The following is a 21,218-nucleotide window of genomic DNA, read 5'->3' as shown; positions in this document are numbered from 1 at the left end:
ACACCTGCGAGAAATCCACCCCTCACTTTAAGCTCATTTACCCGAAAATAAGCAATCCACATTACATTGCATCCTATGACTATGACTCATCTGCATGATGTTCACGCTTCGCCCGGCGATAATCGCCTGGAGTAATGCCTGTAACTCGTTTAAATACTCTCCCCAACGTAATACCATTAGCATACCCCACTTTCAGGGCAATATCCTGCAATGCCAAATCAGTGTTGCGAAGAAGCCTTTCCGTCTCCTTCATTCGCAGCTCGGTCACGAAGTCCACAAACTTCATATTGAATTCTGTCTTGAACAAATAACTCGCATGTTTGCCAGAGATCTGAAACCGATCACTCAAATGTTTCAGAGACAGGTCAGGGTTGGCAAATTGTTCTTCGATATAACTTTTCATCTCATTGACCATGGCTTTGTAACTCTTGGTTTCTGTCACCGAGACATACGTTCTGAACAGGTCGGTTAAGTCCTCAAACAGCAATGCTTTTACATCAGCAAGTGTCGCTGCTTCCTCTATCGACTTGAGCCACTTGTTCATATTGTCTTCTGACAACTTCTCCTGAAGTTCGTCTGACATCAGCGCCACTTCACGGCTAAGCATCTGTAGCATCGCTTGAATGAGGGACTGAATATCTTCATCAGGCAGCATATTACGTTCAAACGCCGCGAAAATCTCCTCCAGCTCTTCCCGCCACTGGCCGCTCGACATTCGGAATCGCTTTACAAAGTCAGCAATCATCTGTAGATAAGTGTACGTCTCAATTAGTGGCTTGGATTTTTCCCCACTCTCGGCTAAACCGACATCGCCGTTCATCAGCCATTTCCGCTGCATAACGGCTTCTGCTCCAGTGTAAGACTCCCGAATCGCCCCAATGCCATCTGCAATTGGCCCGATGCCAAAGCTTAACGAAATACGTAGATTCTGATCAACCCAGAACCGACAATCCTCTGCTACGTCACGAATCTGCCCCTTCATATCAAGCTCGCTGCTTTCCTCTGTAGAGAGAAAAAGAATGGCCACCCGCTCTGCACTGACCCACTCGGCCCAGCATTGCATTCCTTTGTTACGTGAGAGCTCCTGCAGAACATTCATCAATGCAAATTTGAGGGTATTTTGTTCACCTCTCGTATAAAGCTCTTGGAACCCCTTCTCATAACGGTTAATCTCACCAACGACAACTGCGAAGCGGACAGACTCTTCCACAGCGTCAAATGGAGACAGCTCCTCAAGCCGTGCTGCGGCTTGGTCGAGATGCTCGCCATGTAATAGACTGTTGAACAGCTTACTACGCTGCAACAGTACATTTTCCTGCTTTTTATCATCATAATCCATCATGTGGTTGATCAGATTCTCAAGCGCACCGTCAATCATCTTCATCTCATCTTTACGAGATCCCGAATCTTCAAGTGTCCGAATCTGATGTGCTTCAATCCGGTTCATAATAATCTGAATGGGCTTATAATTTCGACGTGTAACATAAATGATGTAGATGATTGCACAAACCACCGTCACAACTGCAATGCCCACCCAGACATAGGAAATAACAGATACCCATCCAAACAAATTTCCCGCCTTGATCCCACTGGATAACGTCCAACCTAATCTATCCAGCGTAAGCGTGTTCAATACTCTTCCTTCTGTAGCATCTTCATTATCCAAATGTGCGTTGTATACCACCTGACCGTCTCGGTTCAGAATCGTCATGAAAGACAGTTGGCCATTAACCATGTTATCGACCGTTTGCTCAATACTGCTCATCTTGATATTAATCACAAGTGTACCTTGGGATCCAAAAGGCAAAGGCATATCCTTATTAACCGTTACCACCCGAATAGGGGCACGCTGAATAATACCTCCGTCATACTCTCTAACAGGTTGCCATCCCGAAGATAACTTCCCGGACACCGTCTGCTCAATCCATGCTTTGTCTGAGAAGCTCTCAACATCTCTAGGCCCACTCACCGTCACAACGCTCTTGTTCATATTGTCATATAAATAAATGGATTCAATCCACGAAGAAGAACTGGTCAGCTCGCGTAAACTCTGTGCAATAGCATAGACTGTTTCGGAATTTGCTCCAACTCTATGATTAAAGTAATCTCTATAGGCCTGGTCATTCTGTACCGTCTCCATTAATGATAGTTCGATATCTCTGATGGTGTGATCTAGCGTATCTGCTAGATAGCTGGACGAGATGCGGTCTGCCTTTTTCGTTTCAGCCCTAGAGATGTCATTAATGAAAACAAACGCGATAAAAATGAGTATGGTCACAGTCAGAAAGAAAATAGGAAAGTACGAAAATAGTAACCGATAATACCAAGTACGGGACAATCGACCCCACTCCTCACTCCACGATGCCGACCATAGAATCGGCCGCAGCTCTATTGTTTATCATCTGTCGCACCTCTGGGCTGGATCACCCCATATTAAAGCGCTCTCATAAATTAATTTGATGTTATTATAGCACATGCTTCAGAAGTGCAAGCAAGGAATTGACTCCCTGGAATTCTGCCTGTCATATAAATAAAATAAAAAAGCCGTGCTGAGCAGATAACTCAGACACGGAACAGCTCTATGGAGTAAACTCATTCTCCGATCCTTCATTAAATTAAATGCCGGAATCTCTAAACAGTGTTGCCATGGAGCCGCCATCAACAATAATACGAATGGCTCTTGCCAGCATCGGAGCAACGGGTAATACTTTGAAGCATTCAGGATGATCCTCTGGCAGTGCGATTGAATCGGTAACAACCACCTCAGCTATTGATGGATGATTGAGCTTAGCTAATGCTCCATCAGAGAACAACCCGTGTGTTGCACATACGTATACATTTTTGGAGCCGCGCTCCTTGAGACCCTCAACAACATTCAGAATGGTCGTGCCTGTATCAATCAGATCCTCAATAATGATCGGTGTGCGCCCTTCAACATCACCAATGACATGGGTAATGATCGATTCGTTATGGCTTGGTCTCTTCTTGATCATAATGGCAAAGGGCGAATCTAATCGGTTCGCTAGCTTCTCCGCCATAGAGGCTCTGCCAGCATCCGGAGAGACAACAACCGGATTTTCAATACCTTTGCTCAGCAGATACTCACTGATTAGATCCAGTGATGTCATATGATCGACCGGTATATTGAAGAATCCTTGGATAGCTGCTGCATGGAGATCAATCGTCACAACCCGGTTCGCTCCAGCCGTAGTCAATACATCGGCAACCATCTTCGCTGAGATCGGTTCACGCGGCGCTGACTTACGCTCCTGACGAGCATATCCATAGTAGGGAACGATAATGTTTACGGTTCGAGCAGAGGCTCGCTTCGCAGCATCGATCATAACGAGCAATTCCACGAACAGCTCATTAATCGGGTTAGACAACGACTGAATTAGAAACACATCACAGTTACGAATGGTCTCTTCATAATGAACGTATATCTCTCCGCTCTTGAACCGGGACAGCTTGATCTTGCCTAGCTGCACTCCCAGCTTGTCGCATACTTGTTCTGCCAGCTTCGGGTTCGATGAACCGGAAAAAATACGTAACGATTGCTGCATAATGCCCTCCCGAGGGTTGAAGCCCCTATATAATCCCTTATCCAATAAGGTTATTTTCAACCTTATTATACTCTACTGTCTGATCCATTTAAAGGAACGAAAGAGCGACGGCGACTTTCAAAGACAGCCACCTCAGTACATCCCAACTCACGCAAGAGTGCTTCTGCCTCGGGTAGGTAATCACCCAGCTTCAGAGGATCATGCGCGTCCGAGCCAAGCGTCAATGGAATCCCTAGCTCAATCGCTTCCGTCAGCATCCGCCGTCCAGGGAACATCTCAGCACAGGGCTTCGATAACCCAGAGGCATTAAGCTCCATTGCACAGCCGCTCTTAGCTATGGCTTGCAGAGCAGCATTCTCTAGAGTAATACGCTCATCTGTCTCTTCTGGTGCAGGGGAGAATCCGAATCGCTTGATGACATCACTATGCCCCATAATGTCATACATTCCTGTTGCGGCTGCCTTACTCACTGCATCATAGTATTGACGATATACCTCCAGGACGTTGCGTCCTTCCCAGTGATGCGTTTGACGGAAGTCAGTAATATCCCATTCGCCGAGGAAATGCACCGATCCAATAACATAATCCCACGGATACCGTTCAATGATCGCCCGAATCTCATTCTCCCAGCCTTCAATATAATCGCCCTCCAGACCGACACGTACATCGATCTGACCACGATATTTCTCTTTCAGGGAGAAACATTCCTCAACATAGCGTGGAAGCTCATCCATCGGCATAGCCATCTCGGGATAATAATTGGCTGGATCTACATGGAGTAACGGCATATGATCAGACAGCCCGATCTGGGATAGACCGATTTCTACGCCACGCTTCACATACTCTTCCAACTTACCAACGGCATGACCACACCGCTCATGATGTGTATGATAGTCTATTCGCACGCCTGTCGCCTCCTAATCTCGGCGTGGCCGCTCGTGACGACGGCTCAGCTCTGACATAATATCGTCCAGTGGCAACTTGCGCTCTTGAAGGAGAACGAGTAAGTGATACATGAGGTCACTGACTTCCAGACGCAGCTCGTCATTATCTTTATTTTTCGCGGCGATGATCGTCTCCGATGCTTCTTCACCGATTTTTTTGAGAATTTTATCTACGCCCTTGTCGAACAGATACGTTGTATAAGCACCTTCTGGGCGCTCCCGCTCACGTTCAGAAATGACTGATTCAAGTTCACCAAGTACAGCAAAACGTGACTCAGATTCGCTCCGCGCTGCATCATCCTGCCCAGAAGCCGTGCTATTCGCTTCACTTGCTTGCCCAGACGTTTCCGGCAAACCAATGATTTCATTGTGGAAACAAGTCACCTCACCCGTGTGGCAGGCTGGTCCATTGGGCTTAACCTCAACAAGTAACGTATCCCCATCGCAATCATATTTCAGCGAAGTGATCTGTTGCACGTTGCCTGATGTTGCCCCTTTGTGCCATAGCTCTTGACGAGAGCGCGACCAGAACCACGTTTCACCAGATTCCAGCGACAGCTTCAAAGACTCCCGGTTCATGTAAGCCATCATCAAAACTTCGCGAGTTTCAGCATCCTGTACAATTGCAGGTACCAATCCATCGTTCCAGCGGATATGCTCCACTACCTGTGTAAGGGACAATTGTTCCTTAATTTCATTGCTTGTATTACTCACGGATCTCCACCCCTTGTTCGCTCAAATGTTGTTTTAGCGCCGGTACGGCGATTTCTTTATAATGGAATATCGTTGCTGCGAGCCCCGCATCCGCTTTACCCGCCGTGAACACATCGTAGAAGTGGGATTCCTTGCCGGCACCGCCTGAGGCGATAACCGGTATACGCACCGATTCAGATACAGCAGCCGTCAGCTTCAGATCGAATCCGTCTTTGGTACCGTCCGCATCCATGCTTGTCAGCAAAATTTCACCGGCTCCTAATTCTTCCGCCTGCTTGACCCATTCCAGCGCCTTGATCCCTGAAGCTTTACGTCCGCCATGGGTATAGACTTCCCACTCGCCCCAAGCATCGTTGTACTTCGCATCCACAGCTACCACAATACACTGGGAACCAAAGCGCCGTGCCCCATCTGCAATTAACTGTGGATTAAGCACGGCTGCTGTATTAACGGCAATCTTGTCCGCACCTGCTCGCAAAATACGCTTCATGTCTTCAACCTTGGAGATACCTCCACCAACCGTAAACGGAATCGCAATTTCGCCAGCCGTTTGACGTACAACTTCTTCCATCGTTTCCCGTCCTTCTACGGAAGCGGAAATATCGAGGAATACCAGTTCGTCGGCACCTTCGCGATCATATAGCGCCGCCAGCTCAACCGGATCACCCGCATCGCGGAGATTGACGAAGTTAACGCCTTTGACAACCCGCCCGTCCTTCACGTCCAGACAAGGAATGATTCTTTTTGCCAGCATGCTCCTCTTCCTCTCTACCCGAATCGCTTATTTATTCACCGAACGTACCGCTTCAGTCAGATCAATGCTACCTGTATACAGCGCTTTGCCCACGATTGCTCCACCAACGCCATCATCTGCATGACGGCTAAGACGAAGCAGGTCATCCATCACACTCACTCCACCAGAAGCAATGACGGTTCTTCCACTCGCCTTCGCTAGAGACACAATCGCTTCCACATTTGGCCCTTGCATCATGCCATCTCTAGAAATATCCGTGAAAATAAATGTCTCAGCGCCGAATGCAGCCAGCTCCTTCGCCAGCACTTCCGCCTGAACCTCTGACGTTTCGAGCCAACCACGTGTAGCCACATAACCGTTACGTGCATCGATCCCGATAGCAACCTTATCACCGTAGCGTCCCAATACTTCCTCCGTAAAAGCACGATCCTCAATCGCCGCTGTTCCAATAATGAGTCTGCTAACGCCAAGTCCAAGCAAACGCTCCACATCGGCAACTGTACGAAGACCGCCACCAACCTGAACAGGCACGTTGACTGCTGAAGCGATGCGACCGATCAGTTCATCATTAACGGGATGTCCAGCCTTAGCACCGTCCAGATCTACGAGATGAACATATGTACCGCCTTGCTTCTCCCAAGATAGGGCAACTTGTACAGGGTCATCGTTGTATACCGTCTCCTGATTGTAATCGCCTTGCACCAGTCTTACACATTTGCCGTCCCGGATATCAATTGCTGGATATATGATAAAAGATGACATACAAGCCCTCCTGATTATCGCTTTATAGCTGATATTTAGTTTAGAGTAGCATTTCATTTCAGAACTCACTACTCTCTTGCACAATGATTTAACTCATCTGACCTCAATGTACCGATTAAACAAATTGCGTTGTCTTACACGAGTTAGTCAAATCGTTCCAGTGAATCTCTAATTTGAACATATTAATGCTCAAACATATACAGCCCGTTTACGCTTACGTTAAAGCCAAGAAATTACCCAGAAGCTTCATGCCTAGCTCGCCGCTTTTTTCCGGATGGAACTGCATACCGAAGTTTGAGCCTCTGCCCACAATTGCCGTCACGGGATGTCCGTAATCGGTGACTGCCAGTAGATCGCTTTGCACTTCAGTAACTGCATGATAAGAATGGACGAAATACACGTGCCCGGCATCCAGACCAGCAAACAACGGGCTTTCCGGTTGTAGGAACTCCAGACGGTTCCAGCCCATGTGTGGAACTTTCAGTTCGCCTGGGGCGAAGCGCACCACTTTACCTGGTAAAATGTTCAGTCCCTCATGTTCTCCGTGCTCCTCACTGGAGCTGAACAATAACTGCATCCCAAGACAAATACCAAGCAGAGGCTTCGACCCAGCAGCAGCTTCTTTAACTACAGCATCCAGTCCACTCTCTCGCAGATGCTCCATCGCATCGCCAAATGCACCTACACCGGGCAAAATCACACCATCTGCACCCAGAATCGCCTCACGGTCTCCCGTTACCAGCGCTTCATAGCCTAGACGTTCGACCGCTTTGCCGACGCTGTGCAGGTTCCCCATACCGTAATCGACAATTGCAATCGCCATCGTCTACAGCACTCCCTTCGTGGAAGGCACACCCGTTACACGTGGATCAATCATCGTCGCCTCATCCAATGCCCGACCAAGTGCCTTGAATATAGCTTCGATCATATGATGTGTGTTCTGTCCGTAGTGCACAATCACATGTAAAGTAATTCGCGCTTCCAATGCCAGTTTCCACAGAAACTCATGCACAAGCTCTGTTGAGAAGCTGCCTACCTGCTGAGATGGGTATTCTGCACGATACTCAAAGTGAGGTCGGTTGCTGACGTCAATAATGACCTGAGCGAGAGCCTCATCCATAGGTACGAATACGCTGGCATAACGCTTAATGCCGCGTTTATCACCCAATGCTTCTCGTAAAGTCTGTCCAAGACAGATTCCAATGTCCTCTACAGTATGGTGATCATCAATATCAATGTCCCCACGCGCTTGTACGTTCAGATCGAATTGTCCGTGCTTGGTGAACAGATCCAGCATGTGATTCAGAAAAGGAACATCTGTCTCAATCACCGATTGGCCCGTTCCATCGACGGAAAATGCGAGTTGAATATTGGTCTCATTCGTTTTGCGGTCTACCTGTGCCTCGCGGACAGCACCTTTGTTCTCCACTCCCAAGCCATTCTCTTGATTATCCATTATCTGATTCCGCCTTTCCTTCCTGTTCTAACCGCACAGCGATCGCGCGGGCGTGACCTTCAAGCCCTTCATGCCGAGCCAATTCTATAATAGCCGCTCCGTTCTGGAGCAACGCTTCCTTGCTGTAATAGATCAAGCTTGATTTCTTAATAAAATCATCCACATCCACCGGTGAACTGAACCGCGCTGTACCATTCGTCGGAATAATATGATTCGGGCCGGCAAAATAATCCCCTACCGGTTCCGAGCTATACGGCCCAAGGAAGATAGCGCCAGCGTTCTCAATCCGTCCGGCGTAAGCCATTGGCTCTTGCACCATAATTTCTAAGTGTTCCGGTGCAAGGCGATTCACCACATCAATTCCTTCATCCAAGGAATCGACCACGATGATTGCACCGTACTGCTCCACCGAAGCAGCCGCAATATCTCTGCGCGGCAACACTTCCAGTTGCCGCTTCACCTCGGCTTGCACGGCTTCCGCCAGCGTAGCCGAAGTTGTGACGAGAATAGCCGATGCCATCTCGTCATGTTCCGCCTGCGACAATAAGTCTGCGGCAACATACACCGGGTTCGCCGTATCATCGGCGAGCACCACAATCTCACTTGGCCCCGCGATACTGTCGATATCGACTGCGCCATACACCTTGCGCTTCGCGAGCGCCACGTAAATATTGCCCGGTCCACAGATCTTATCCACCGGGGCAATACTCTCCGTGCCGTAGGCGAGGGCGGCGATAGCTTGTGCGCCGCCAACCCGGTACATCTCGCTAACGCCTGCTTCCGCGGCAGCCACGAGAATGTACGGGTTAATGCCTTCGCCGCCATTCGTGGATGGCGGCGTAACCAGAACAATCTCCGGCACACCCGCTACCTGTGCCGGAATGACATTCATCAGCACCGACGAAGGATATGCTGCTTTGCCGCCAGGTACATACACACCGACCCGCTTCAGCGGCCTTATCACCTGGCCCAGCAGACTACCGTCTGGCTGCCAATCCATCCAAGAATTGCGTTTCTGCTTCTCGTGAAACGCACGGATGTTTGCGGCGGCCTGCCGAATCGCCGTTACAAATGATGGCTCCACCGCGGCATACGCTGCTTGCAGCTCCTCCTGCGGCACACGAAGCTCTGAAGCCACGAGCTTCGTCCGATCCAGTTGCTCTGTGTATCGCAGCAACGCAGTATCACCTTCTCGGCGGATGTCACTGACAATGCGCCGTACGGTTTCATTTTGCTCAGGTGTACCATATTCGACTTCCCGCTTCAGATTAAACTCCCGTGCAGGTACAATCTTCATGCACATAACCTCCTTATCTCCTGTATTGCTACCATGCTATATATTCGTTCGCCAATATCCATAACTTCTATTCCGCCGCATTTTCGCTCCCAGTGGAGTTCGTAGCACTAGTTCATAGCACTCCATACTCTGCTACACTACACATCAACGAGATCAGCTATATGTGTTCGATACTAAGCCATGAGGCTTTCGTTAACCTCGCAGTATCCCGCTAGGCGTCTCCGCTGATGCTGGAATAACCTTCTGCAATGCGTCGCATAACGACTGAATCCGATCATTTTTCATCCGATAACTAACCCGGTTGGCAATAAGGCGACTGGTAATATCGAGAATCGAATTCATTTCCACCAATCCATTCTCGCGTAGCGTCTGTCCCGTCTCGACTAGATCGACGATTCGATCCGCTAAGCCAATCAGTGGAGCAAGCTCAATGGAGCCGTTCAGCTTAATGACTTCCACCTGCTGTCCTTGTTCTCTGAAATATTGGGAAGCAATGATCGGATATTTGGTTGCTACACGTTGCTGAATACCTGGCTTCCAATCAGGAAGCCCAATAACGGACATCCGGCACTGTGCAATTCCCAAGTTGAGCAGCTCATAGACATCCCGGTTTTCCTCAAGCAGTACGTCCTTGCCCACGATCCCGATATCCGCCACACCATATTCTACATAGGTTGGGACATCCACAGGCTTCGCCATAATAAATTCCATACCTGCTTCCGGCACCTCAATGACCAGCTTGCGTGTATCATCTACATCAACGGGAATGTCGAGACCTGCTTCACGGAATAACTTTGAAGCTTTTTTATAGATTCGACCCTTAGGCATTGCTACCTTCAAAATATCCGACATCTCAGCGCGCTCCCCTTTCTTCAGATGCATAACGAATGACCTCGGCATACCGCTTGTCACTCCGCACTTCTTGTTCACCAGAGGTTACAGCTACCCTCGCCGTTTCATTGTTACTGTTCTCTTCGGAGAGAAGGGCTGTCACAACGTTCTTTCCTAAACTGCGTAACCGCGCCGCTTCCGTAAGTGCTTCAGCTCGGTATTTAGACTGATATTCAATCAGCACAGGTTTTTCTTCCTCTATTGTAATTCCATGTACTCCGTCGATGATCCGGTTTGTTTTGAGTGCAAAACCCGTAGCCGGAAGCGCACGTCCAAACTGCTGCAGCAGATTATCATATCGTCCACCACTGCATACTGGCGATCCAAGCTCTGCCGCATAACCTTCAAACGTCATACCTGTATAATACGAGAAGTCACCAATCATCGTTAGATCAATCAACACATGCTCAGAGACTCCATAAGCCTCTAATACCTCAAATACCGCGCACAGATGAGCAATAGACTCCGCTGCTTCCGGGCTGGAGCTTAACTGAGCCGCATGTGCACAGATCTCTTTGCCACCTCGCAAACGTAAAATCGCTTCAAGTTGCTCCTTCAACTTCGGTTCAAGATCAAGCGCTTCAATAGATTCCCGATAACCAACGTAGTCCCGGCCGAGCAATCCTTTTTTCAATTCTTGCTGCTGTGCAGTCTGACCCGGGATCACCTCTTCCAACAATCCATTCAGGAAACCCATGTGACCCATCGCTATTTTAAAAGAAGACACACCCGCTGCCTGTAATGAGGCAATCGCCAAAGCAACCACTTCGGCATCCGCTTCAGGGGAATCATCACCCACGAGTTCTACACCCGTTTGGAAAAACTCCGCTTCTCGCCCTGCTTCCTCTTCGATCGAACGGAATACATTCGCATGATAAGACAAACGGAGGGGAAGCTGCTCATCCTTCAGTAGCGAAGATACAACCCGCGCAATAGGAGCTGTCAGATCCGATCTCAACACGAGCGTTGTTCCTCGGCTATTCAGCAACTTGAACAATTTGCGGTCTGATGTAGAACTGGCTACACCTACCGTATCGTAATACTCAATCGTTGGCGTTATAATCTGGCGATAACCCCAGCGTTCCATGCATTCCAGTGCATTTCGCTCAATCGTTCTCAGCTTGTTCACGACAAGCGGTGTATAGTCACGGAAACCCGTCGGTTTCTCGAAGCCTTTTGGTTTAGACATTGGTATCATTCACCCCGAGTCAGTAGTTTGGATCGTACAGCAGTCTGTATATCGATTCTTGCATCAATTCACTCGTAAATTGTATTTCAATCTGTATCTCAACAGGATTTATGTAGCCAGCATCTATCTGTATCAGCCAAAGCCCCAAATGCTTTCGTAAATCCTATATGCTTTCCTCTGGAAACCGCTCGCGTGCTCTAGCTGCCAAGCAGCACATCATTTCTATCGGTTCGAACCCTCAGCGAGAAGAGAATATTTATTGTTCTTTTGTCACCTTTATACTTTCATATGGTAAAGTGCTAACAAACTAAAGGATATGGGATATGATAACATGAATGACGCCACATCGTCAACAAAACCACACGCTTAGCCCACCATCTTCCTTCTACGGTTTACCCGCATTTTACAAGCATGACGAGGATATTTATATATGAAAAAAGCTGCCCTTAGCAGCTTCTCTCCTAGCGGTTCAATTTCACCTTAATCACTGGATATATCTTGTTAGTTCCTATGGTTCTAATCATAGGTCATAGGTATTCATGCAATGCCTTAAATGCCGTTTTCCAATGACCTTCGTTTACTAAAATGGTCCATCTGTCTTCACGAGCACATCATGCTCTGGAGATGCAGACCGGGATAGCTCCCGTAGTGGATTGCCTCCCACAAAAGCTCCTGGCGCAACATCCTTGTGAACCACGGCTCCTGCAGCAACCACAGCTCCATCCCCGATGGTTACCCCGGCAAGATGGTTGTATTCGCACCTATGAGTACATTTTCACCGATAATGACCTCGCCAAGCCTGTACTCTTTGATAAGATATTCATGAGCCAGAATGGTCGTGTTATATCCAATGACTGAGTTTTCGCCCACTGTAATTTTTTCCGGGAAAAACACATCTACCATGACCATCAAGCCAAATGCCGTATGTTTACCTACCTTCATGCCAAGCATTCGGCGATAGATCCAGTTCTTTACCGATAGAATCGGACAGTATCGTGATAACTGAATCCAGATGAAATTGCGAACACCTTTCCAGGGGCTTACGGTCTGATAGATATGCCATAATGCATTATGACCTTCTACCGGATAGCGGGTTACTTTTCTCATGAACGTCTCGCTTCAATGCCCGTGAGTGCAAGCAGATCCCTCATATCGTGTATAATATGATCCGGGTTGTATTCTTTCAGTTTCTCTTCACCCTTGAGAGACCAAGCCACACCTACGGAGAGTGCACCTGCATTTTGAGCAGATTGAATATCTACCGGGCTGTCACCAATCATTAATGTTTTGGTAGGATCGGCACCAAGCTCGTTCATCGCCTTCAATACTGGTTCAGCATGCGGTTTCGGATGTGTTACATCCGTGACCGTTACAATCGTTTGCATGTACTTGAGTAATTCGAAGCGCTCTAACACCTTAAGTGTGGATGGGCGAATCTTCGTTGTCACTACACCCATAACGATACCTGCTTGATGAAGAGCTTCAACAACTTCCAGAACATGAGGGAAAGGCTGTACCATTGCCTCATGGTGAATGTCGTTATATGCTCGATAGCCCTTAACATACTTCGAGACATCCTCTTGTCCAGAAAATGTACGCATCTGCTGTTCCAGCGTGCCACCCATATGTGGAATAATTTCTTCCCGTGTCCACGGAGCTGAATGCTCCCATTCTCCCATTACATGTAGGAACGAGCTGATGATCAGCTCATTCGTATCTATAATCGTTCCATCGAGATCAAACAAAACCGTATTGATCATGCCTGCATTACTCCTTTTTGTCTTCAGCTTGCCTCTGCTCTTCTCTAGCTGGTGTTGATGTTTCTTCTTTGCTAGTATCTCTACCTGGCGCACCTGTCTCTGGCATATCATCCGATGGTTCCGAAGGTACTTTGGTGGATACGATTGGGTCACTATACCGAACATCTGCCCGGCCCGTCACTCTTCTTACCACGATGAATACCACCGCAACGATGATAATACCAATGGCCAGCAATTGCGAAATTCGAACGTTGCCATACGCTGGATCAAGATATCCTTGTTCGAAGCCCATTGCCGTCATCGGAGACCACATCCCATTTACAAGAGAAGCCACCCATGCTGGTGCCTGGAATCCAAGGCTGTCTGTACGCAGTGCTTCAATGAAGAAACGACCGATAGAGTACCAGATAAAATAGGACATAAACAGCTCACCCGCACGAAGAAACTTCTGACGACGCAGTACAAGCAGAATACCTAATCCGACAAGGCTCCATAATGATTCATACAAGAACGCAGGATGGTGGAATACGCCTTCTACGTTCATCTGATTGACGATAAAATCGGGAAGGTGTAGCTTGTCCCGCAAAAATGATTCCTCTACAGGTCCGCCGTAAGCTTCCTGATTCACGAAGTTCCCCAACGGCCGATCATCTGACCAACGATGAGACCAGGTGCACAAATATCGGCCATACGCCAGAAGTTATACCCTTTACGACGGAAGAAAATAACTGCACATATAATGGCGCCAATCAGTGCGCCGTAAATGGCGATGCCGCCATTCCAGATTTTAAATACGTCCCAAAAATTGTCCTTATAATCCTCCCATTTAAATGCCACATAATAAATTCTAGCGCCAATAATAGCAGACGGTACGCCCAGCAGAACCATGTCCATGAACACTTCCTGCGGAATGGCATATCGTTTCCCTTCCTGGATGACCAGCAATAGACCTACAAGCGCTGCTGCACCCAGAATTAATCCGTACCAGTGAACCGTCAGCGGTCCAATAGAGAAGGCAACCGGGTTCAACAGTAATAATGTATCCATTCATTCACACTCCTATAAATTCACTCATGCCACTCATTCTCGCTAGCTCTATTCAATGCGCACAGCATCCCATGCTATATACGGATCTGAGAACAGGAACAATTTCTTGATCATAGTCCATGATTTACTTTCGAAACTGTGCAAAGTTCCTACGTATCCTCTATCCAAGAAAAAGTGGTATAGCAAAGCACAGCTTTGTCTCATACCACAATCCCCACGAACTATTTAATTAATCCATGTCTTCCATATCTTCTGAGATGGTTGCTGTCAATTTATTCGTAAATTGCAGCGCTGCATTCAATCCCATTTGCTTCAAACGATAGTTCATGGCTGCAACTTCGATGATGACAGCTAGATTTCGACCAGGGCGAACAGGGATCGTAACCAAAGGTACATCCGTATCAATAATCCGTGTAGTCTCCTCATCCAGTCCAAGGCGGTCATACTGTTTGTCCTGTTGCCATGCTTCAAGTCGAACAACAAGGGTAATCCGTTTATTGTTACGCACCGCACCGGCACCAAACAGCGTCATGACGTTGATAATGCCGACTCCGCGAATCTCCAGCAAATGACGAATCAACTCTGGTGCTGTTCCGTGAAGCTGGAAGTCCGAGGTTTGACGAATCTCTACCGCATCATCAGCAATAAGTCGATGCCCACGCTTAACTAGCTCCAATGCAGTCTCACTTTTACCGATACCACTGCTTCCCGTAATTAACATCCCTACACCATTCACATCACACAAAACACCATGGATCGTCGCAGTTGGCGCAAGCTTACCTTCAAGGAAACCCGTGATCCGGCTGGAAAGAATCGTAGTCGCCATATTACTGCGAAGCACAGCCAAGTTCTGTTCTTCACTGATTTCAATCAGTTCCTGTGGAACGTCAAGTCCGCGGGTTATAACAATACAAGGTGTCTCTTCTGTGCATAGACGCTGCATCCGATCACGGCGCTCTTGTTCAGACAACATTGCAAAAAAGGCCAGCTCGGTTCTTCCAAGAAGCTGTACCCGTTCTTGAGGATGATATTCAAAATAACCAGCCATTTCTAGGCCAGGTCGGTTCAAATCGTCTACTGTAATGAATCTCTTTAATCCATGAGATCCCGAAACAACTTCAAGCTGAAATTGTTGGACTAACTCGGATACTTTTACTTTTTTCGCCATTTGTCTCTTCCTTTCAGCATTCGCTGCCTCTGTATGTACATCAAGATGACACATCATTTCACTACTTTAAGAGCGCATTCAGTTTGATTCCATTTGCAGCCTATACAAAACGTCGATCAACGTTATTCAGCGAAGACAGACCAAAGTTATCGGATGTTTTTCATGCAAATATAGCATGTTCAAACTCTGTTACATCAATCGATAACCTTCAAATAATCTTAAATGAATTCACCGCTGAATGCAATCTTGGACTATGCCTGTTATTAGTCAAAAAAGCCCCTTCCAGCAATAACGGAAGGGGCTTCTGAATACAATGTATGATTGCGTTAACTGACAGATTTCATCGTCACCGAAGAATCCCAGTAATATTAGTCTTGAAGAAGTACGTTCACTTCAGTCTCTTTGTCAAAGATATGAACCTTGTTCATGTCAATTGCCATTTTAACTGTGGAACCATCACGAGTGTTAGAACGTCCGTCTACACGTGCGATTGTAGTATCGTTACCTACACCGCTCAAGTAGAGGAGCATTTCGTGACCCAAGTTCTCTGTTACATCTACGTGTGTAGAGAATACAGAGTTCGGGGATGCTTCCAGGAATACTGGCTCTTCGTGAATGTCTTCTGGACGAACACCCAGAATAACTTCTTTACCAACGTATCCTCTAGTTTTCAGCACTTGTGCTTTACCTTGCGGGATTTCAACGTCCACGCCTGGAGCTACGAAGTGAAGGTTTGCACCTTGCTCAGCCAATTTACCCGAGATAAAGTTCATTGTCGGGGAACCGATGAAACCAGCTACAAACAGGTTAGACGGATGGTTGTAGAGCTCTTCTGGAGAAGCAGCTTGTTGGATGATACCATCCTTCATAACTACGATCCGGTCACCCATCGTCATTGCTTCAATCTGGTCATGCGTTACGTAGATAACTGTTGTTTCCAAACGTTTAGCCAGTTTTGTGATTTCCGCACGCATCTGACCACGAAGTTTAGCATCCAAGTTGGAGAGTGGCTCATCCATCAAGAAGACTTGTGGATCACGGACAATCGCACGTCCTAGAGCGACACGCTGACGTTGACCACCGGACAATGCCTTAGGTTTACGCTCAAGCAAATGCTCGATATCCAAGATTTTAGCTGCTTCACGTACACGTTTGTCGATCTCGTCTTTTTTCACTTTACGCAATTTCAAACCAAACGCCATGTTTTGATATACGCTCATATGCGGATACAAGGCATAGGATTGGAATACCATCGCGATATCGCGGTCTTTAGGAGCAACATCATTCACGACACGGTCACCGATATAGAGTTTACCTTCAGAAATTTCCTCAAGGCCTGCGATCATACGCAGTGTTGTTGATTTACCACAACCGGACGGACCTACCAGTACCAAGAATTCTTTATCTTTAATGTCCAGGTTAATGTCAACTACTGTTGCTTTATCGGAACCCGGGTATTTTTTGAAAATATGCTCTAAACGTACACCTGCCATGATTGTTGCCTCCTCAGAGATCATTTTGTAATCGAATACATTTTGTAGTTTTATAATAACCCATTCATGGGATGTTTGACTATTCGCAAACTGCACAAAAATATCAGAGCTTTTTCGTCACTTTGTACATAAGCAGCAAAAGCCGCACTAGAACAGCACTTTCAAAGCTTCTAACATCGTATCCAATCTCTTGTTTGATCTTATCCAGACGATAAACTAGTGTATTCCGGTGAATAAACAGCCGCTTGGCAGTCTCGCTCACATTGCAATCCAAACTAAAAAAGGTCTCTAACGTTGTGAGGGTCTCACTATCATTAAATATTGCGGTATCCTTACCTGTATCCTTGATAAACCGGAGCCGCTGCTGCTGGGGAATACTTGCAACAACTTGTTCTAGTTGTAGATCCCAAGGAAGATGGATATGCTGTGCCACATGGAATGCTCTACCTAACTGTACACTCTCCTGCAAAAGTGCAGTAGCAGGCACCAGTTGAGTTGCTGGCTGACACGGTAACAATGCAGATAGATGGAATACACCAGCCCATTCACTCGCTACCAATTCATATAGTCCAAGACAGAAGGCGTTAAGCAAATCTTTTCTCGCCTCAACGGTATCCTCTTCAGCCTCACCCATAACAACCTCTTCATCAGCAAGAAAAACCCACTCTTGTTCTCCCATAGGAATCAATATAATCAATTCACCAAAGTAACTCTCCAATAATTTATTAAGCTCTTTGGAGCGAATTCGATGAGCATCTGGTGTTTCACATTGCAGCAAAAAAGGAATTTTTTCTGTGCTCAGCTCCACCGCAATTGATAAATGCTCTGGTACAGATTCATACTGGGATGGATCGTTCATCTGCTGTACAAGCCACTGTCCCAGTTCAGCAAGTTGCTGCTCCCGATCGCTTTCATAAACAACAGGTGTTTCTTCGAGTGAAACTCCTGTATTGTTAAGGATTAGAAGCTCGATGAGACCCTTGGTTTCTCTAGTTATCGCTTCAGAGGAGCATCCCCAACATACAATATTTCCTTCTTTAATATTCATTCCAACTTTAAAATAAATCCGTTCACCTGTGCTCAAACTCCGAGCTTCAGTATAAGTGTCCCCTTCGGCTGCGCTAAGTTGATCGTCGTGCCTTCCACTATAAGTAGAGTTATCGTGGTTAGAATCGATTAAATTTGCCGCTGACTCTTTCCATTCTTCTATTGTAACTTCATATTCATCTAATGTAGTGCCGATAACTGATTCAATTTGTTGTTTAAGACCTGGTATGATCATCATAGTATGAACGTCACCACTCTGTTTTTCTACTATCTTATCATATCCTAACGTCGATCGCCTTTTACCTACTCGATATTAAAGACTATTACGAAAATTAACACATAATTATGTATTGGCTGCCGATCCTATTATCCATATATCCAAAAAATAATATTTACTACCCTCTCGATTATTGTTTAGTTTGTTGTTATTTCGGAACAAAAAAAAGAGTGAGTAATCATTAACTTGATTATTCACTCTTTCTATATGATGAGTCATGAAGGGCTCGAACCTTCGACACCCTGATTAAAAGTCAGGTGCTCTACCAACTGAGCTAATGACTCATAAAACTGGTGGAGGATGATGGATTCGAACCACCGAACCCGTAAGGGAGCAGATTTACAGTCTGATGCGTTTGGCCGCTTCGCTAATCCTCCAAAATAAAAAAATGGTGGCTCGGGACGGAATCGAACCGCCGACACGAGGATTTTCAGTCCTCTGCTCTACCGACTGAGCTACCGAGCCTTATTCTATTTTAAGAATTAATGGCGGAACCGACGGGATTCGAACCCGCGATCTCCTGCGTGACAGGCAGGCATGTTAGGCCAACTACACCACGGTTCCAGGCATTAATGGTGCCGGCGAGAGGACTTGAACCCCCAACCTACTGATTACAAGTCAGTTGCTCTACCAGTTGAGCTACACCGGCGTATATGGTGGAGGCTGAGGGGATCGAACCCCCGACCCTCTGCTTGTAAGGCAGATGCTCTCCCAGCTGAGCTAAGCCTCCTGGGTAATATGGTAGCGGCGGAGGGGATCGAACCCCCGACCTTACGGGTATGAACCGTACGCTCTAGCCAGCTGAGCTACACCGCCATATTAATGAATTGTCTTGATTGCTTGTCCATCTCCATTAGGATAAAGATGGCGGAGAGAGAGGGATTCGAACCCTCGCACCGTTTACACAGCCTAACCCCTTAGCAGAGGGTCCCCTTATAGCCACTTGGGTATCTCTCCAAATAACAATCATGAACAATGATTACAAGGATTGCTCCTTGAAAACTAGATTCGAAACGAAAGTCTGCGATTTAAAACCTGCTAATTGGATAAGCCCTCGACCGATTAGTACTGGTCAGCTCCATGCATTACTGCACTTCCACCCCAGCCTATCTACCTCGTCGTCTTCAAGGGGTCTTACATACTGGGAAATCTCATCTTGAGGGGGCTTCACGCTTAGATGCTTTCAGCGCTTATCCCGTCCGTACATAGCTACCCAGCGGTGCTCCTGGCGGAACAACTGGTACACCAGCGGTACGTCCATCCCGGTCCTCTCGTACTAAGGACAGCTCCTCTCAAATTTCCTACGCCCACGACAGATAGGGACCGAACTGTCTCACGACGTTCTGAACCCAGCTCGCGTACCGCTTTAATGGGCGAACAGCCCAACCCTTGGGACCTACTTCAGCCCCAGGATGCGATGAGCCGACATCGAGGTGCCAAACCTCCCCGTCGATGTGGACTCTTGGGGGAGATAAGCCTGTTATCCCCAGGGTAGCTTTTATCCGTTGAGCGATGGCCCTTCCATGCGGTACCACCGGATCACTAAGCCCGACTTTCGTCCCTGCTCGACTTGTAGGTCTCGCAGTCAAGCTCCCTTATGCCTTTGCACTCTTCGAATGATTTCCAACCATTCTGAGGGAACCTTTGGGCGCCTCCGTTACTCTTTAGGAGGCGACCGCCCCAGTCAAACTGCCCACCTGACACTGTCCCCGCACCGGATTACGGTACCAGGTTAGAACCTAGATACGATCAGGGTGGTATCCCAACGGTGCCTCCACCGAAGCTGGCGCTCCGGCTTCAAAGGCTCCCACCTATCCTGTACAGATCGTACCCAAATTCAATATCAAGCTGCAGTAAAGCTCCATGGGGTCTTTCCGTCTTGTCGCGGGTAACCTGCATCTTCACAGGTATTAAAATTTCACCGGATCTCTCGTTGAGACAGCGCCCAAGTCGTTACGCCATTCGTGCGGGTCAGAATTTACCTGACAAGGAATTTCGCTACCTTAGGACCGTTATAGTTACGGCCGCCGTTTACTGGGGCTTCGGTTCACAGCTTCGGATTGCTCCTAACCGCTCCCCTTAACCTTCCAGCACCGGGCAGGCGTCAGCCCGTATACTTCGCCTTACGGCTTCGCACAGACCTGTGTTTTTGCTAAACAGTCGCTTGGGCCTTTTCACTGCGGCCCCCTCGTGCTATTCACACTACCGGGGCACCCCTTCTCCCGAAGTTACGGGGTCATTTTGCCGAGTTCCTTAACGAGAGTTCTTCCGCGCGCCTTAGAATTCTCTTCTCGCCTACCTGTGTCGGTTTGCGGTACGGGCACCATCACCTGGCTAGAGGCTTTTCTTGGCAGTGTGAGATCATGACCTTCGCTACTGTAATTTTCACTCCCCATCACAGCCCAGCCTTAACGATGTGCGGATTTGCCTACACATCAGCCTCACTGCTTGGACAGGCATCCATCAGCCTGCGTCACTACCCTACTGCGTCCCCCATTGCTCATAACGGCTTACGGTGGTACAGGAATTTCGACCTGTTGTCCTTCGACTACGCCTTTCGGCCTCGCCTTAGGTCCCGACTTACCCTGAGTGGACGAGCCTTCCTCAGGAACCCTTAGGCTTTCGGCGGATCAGATTCTCACTGATCTTTTCGTTACTCATACCGGCATTCTCACTTGTATAATGTCCAGCGCTCCTTACGGTACACCTTCAACCCTTATACAACGCTCCCCTACCCCTGATCATAAGATCAAGCCATAGCTTCGGTGGTGTGTTTAGCCCCGTTACATTTTCGGCGCAGAGTCACTCGACCAGTGAGCTATTACGCACTCTTTAAATGGTGGCTGCTTCTAAGCC

At 47.5% G+C, this 21,218-nt stretch carries 15 protein-coding genes, 8 tRNA genes, 1 rRNA gene and 2 pseudogenes (1 of these 26 only partly in view); all 26 read right to left on the bottom strand.

What is annotated here, in order from left to right; all coding sequences use genetic code 11:
• Window positions 1-79 precede the first annotated feature (79 nt).
• Window positions 80-2,338, bottom strand: a complete 2,259-nt coding sequence (locus DMB88_RS00810) for a helix-turn-helix domain-containing protein (protein ID WP_128099837.1) — start codon at window positions 2,336-2,338, stop codon at window positions 80-82.
• A gap of 277 nt (window positions 2,339-2,615) precedes the next feature.
• Entirely contained in the window at window positions 2,616-3,563 is a 948-nt protein-coding gene (locus tag DMB88_RS00805; RefSeq protein ID WP_128099836.1) for a ribose-phosphate diphosphokinase, read from the bottom strand.
• Window positions 3,564-3,628: 65 nt separating this feature from the next.
• Complete coding sequence (hisJ, locus tag DMB88_RS00800; protein ID WP_128099835.1) at window positions 3,629-4,468, bottom strand: histidinol-phosphatase HisJ; 840 nt, start codon at window positions 4,466-4,468, stop codon at window positions 3,629-3,631.
• Window positions 4,469-4,480: 12 nt separating this feature from the next.
• On the bottom strand, window positions 4,481-5,221 hold the full coding sequence (hisIE, locus tag DMB88_RS00795; protein ID WP_128099834.1) for a bifunctional phosphoribosyl-AMP cyclohydrolase/phosphoribosyl-ATP diphosphatase HisIE: 741 nt from the start codon (window positions 5,219-5,221) through the stop codon (window positions 4,481-4,483).
• On the bottom strand, window positions 5,214-5,975 hold the full coding sequence (gene hisF / locus DMB88_RS00790) for an imidazole glycerol phosphate synthase subunit HisF (protein ID WP_128099833.1): 762 nt from the start codon (window positions 5,973-5,975) through the stop codon (window positions 5,214-5,216). Before hisF ends, hisIE begins: the two co-directional genes overlap by 8 nt.
• A 27-nt stretch (window positions 5,976-6,002) precedes the next feature.
• Window positions 6,003-6,737, bottom strand: coding sequence for a 1-(5-phosphoribosyl)-5-[(5-phosphoribosylamino)methylideneamino]imidazole-4-carboxamide isomerase (hisA, locus tag DMB88_RS00785; protein ID WP_056695220.1), 735 nt, complete (start codon window positions 6,735-6,737; stop codon window positions 6,003-6,005).
• Between the two features lie 214 nt (window positions 6,738-6,951).
• Window positions 6,952-7,560 carry an imidazole glycerol phosphate synthase subunit HisH gene (hisH, locus tag DMB88_RS00780; RefSeq protein ID WP_128099832.1) on the bottom strand — a complete coding sequence of 203 codons (609 nt, stop codon included), beginning with the start codon at window positions 7,558-7,560 and terminating at the stop codon, window positions 6,952-6,954.
• Between the two features lie 3 nt (window positions 7,561-7,563).
• The gene (hisB, locus tag DMB88_RS00775; RefSeq protein ID WP_164848573.1) at window positions 7,564-8,193 is read right to left on the bottom strand and encodes an imidazoleglycerol-phosphate dehydratase HisB; all 630 of its coding nucleotides are present in this window, start codon (window positions 8,191-8,193) and stop codon (window positions 7,564-7,566) included.
• Entirely contained in the window at window positions 8,186-9,490 is a 1,305-nt protein-coding gene (hisD, locus tag DMB88_RS00770; protein WP_128099831.1) for a histidinol dehydrogenase, read from the bottom strand. Before hisD ends, hisB begins: the two co-directional genes overlap by 8 nt.
• A gap of 192 nt (window positions 9,491-9,682) precedes the next feature.
• A complete protein-coding gene (gene hisG, locus DMB88_RS00765) occupies window positions 9,683-10,342 on the bottom strand; it encodes an ATP phosphoribosyltransferase (protein ID WP_128099830.1) in 660 nt (219 codons plus the stop codon).
• Window position 10,343: 1 nt separating this feature from the next.
• Window positions 10,344-11,570, bottom strand: coding sequence for an ATP phosphoribosyltransferase regulatory subunit (locus DMB88_RS00760; protein WP_128099829.1), 1,227 nt, complete (start codon window positions 11,568-11,570; stop codon window positions 10,344-10,346).
• A gap of 580 nt (window positions 11,571-12,150) precedes the next feature.
• Window positions 12,151-12,677, bottom strand: a pseudogene (locus DMB88_RS00755) (DapH/DapD/GlmU-related protein).
• The gene (gene ppaX / locus DMB88_RS00750; RefSeq protein ID WP_128099828.1) at window positions 12,674-13,330 is read right to left on the bottom strand and encodes a pyrophosphatase PpaX; all 657 of its coding nucleotides are present in this window, start codon (window positions 13,328-13,330) and stop codon (window positions 12,674-12,676) included. Before ppaX ends, DMB88_RS00755 begins: the two are co-directional and overlap by 4 nt.
• A 7-nt stretch (window positions 13,331-13,337) precedes the next feature.
• Window positions 13,338-14,377: pseudogene (lgt, locus tag DMB88_RS00745) on the bottom strand (prolipoprotein diacylglyceryl transferase).
• Between the two features lie 229 nt (window positions 14,378-14,606).
• On the bottom strand, window positions 14,607-15,545 hold the full coding sequence (gene hprK / locus DMB88_RS00740; RefSeq protein WP_128099827.1) for an HPr(Ser) kinase/phosphatase: 939 nt from the start codon (window positions 15,543-15,545) through the stop codon (window positions 14,607-14,609).
• 368 nt (window positions 15,546-15,913) lie between these two features.
• Window positions 15,914-17,038 (bottom strand): ABC transporter ATP-binding protein, encoded by a 1,125-nt coding sequence (locus DMB88_RS00735; protein WP_128099826.1) that lies wholly within the window; start codon window positions 17,036-17,038, stop codon window positions 15,914-15,916.
• Between the two features lie 103 nt (window positions 17,039-17,141).
• Window positions 17,142-18,323, bottom strand: a complete 1,182-nt coding sequence (locus DMB88_RS00730; protein WP_128099825.1) for a PucR family transcriptional regulator — start codon at window positions 18,321-18,323, stop codon at window positions 17,142-17,144.
• A gap of 250 nt (window positions 18,324-18,573) precedes the next feature.
• Window positions 18,574-18,646: transfer RNA gene (locus DMB88_RS00725), tRNA-Lys, on the bottom strand.
• Window positions 18,647-18,653: 7 nt separating this feature from the next.
• Window positions 18,654-18,739, bottom strand: a tRNA-Tyr gene (locus DMB88_RS00720).
• 12 nt (window positions 18,740-18,751) lie between these two features.
• A tRNA-Phe gene (locus DMB88_RS00715) sits at window positions 18,752-18,827 on the bottom strand.
• 21 nt (window positions 18,828-18,848) lie between these two features.
• Window positions 18,849-18,926 (bottom strand) — tRNA-Asp (locus tag DMB88_RS00710).
• Window positions 18,927-18,935: 9 nt separating this feature from the next.
• Window positions 18,936-19,011: transfer RNA gene (locus DMB88_RS00705), tRNA-Thr, on the bottom strand.
• 5 nt (window positions 19,012-19,016) lie between these two features.
• Window positions 19,017-19,092, bottom strand: a tRNA-Val gene (locus tag DMB88_RS00700).
• 9 nt (window positions 19,093-19,101) lie between these two features.
• A tRNA-Met gene (locus tag DMB88_RS00695) sits at window positions 19,102-19,178 on the bottom strand.
• Window positions 19,179-19,227: 49 nt separating this feature from the next.
• Window positions 19,228-19,319: transfer RNA gene (locus tag DMB88_RS00690), tRNA-Ser, on the bottom strand.
• Window positions 19,320-19,404: 85 nt separating this feature from the next.
• A 23S ribosomal RNA gene (locus tag DMB88_RS00685) occupies window positions 19,405-21,218 on the bottom strand (it continues 1,108 nt past the right edge of the window).

Source organism: Paenibacillus sp. DCT19 (assembly GCF_003268635.1).
Taxonomy (GTDB): domain Bacteria; phylum Bacillota; class Bacilli; order Paenibacillales; family Paenibacillaceae; genus Paenibacillus.
Note: the sequence above shows the minus strand (reverse complement) of the source record. Positions and strands in the feature narration are given on the sequence as shown.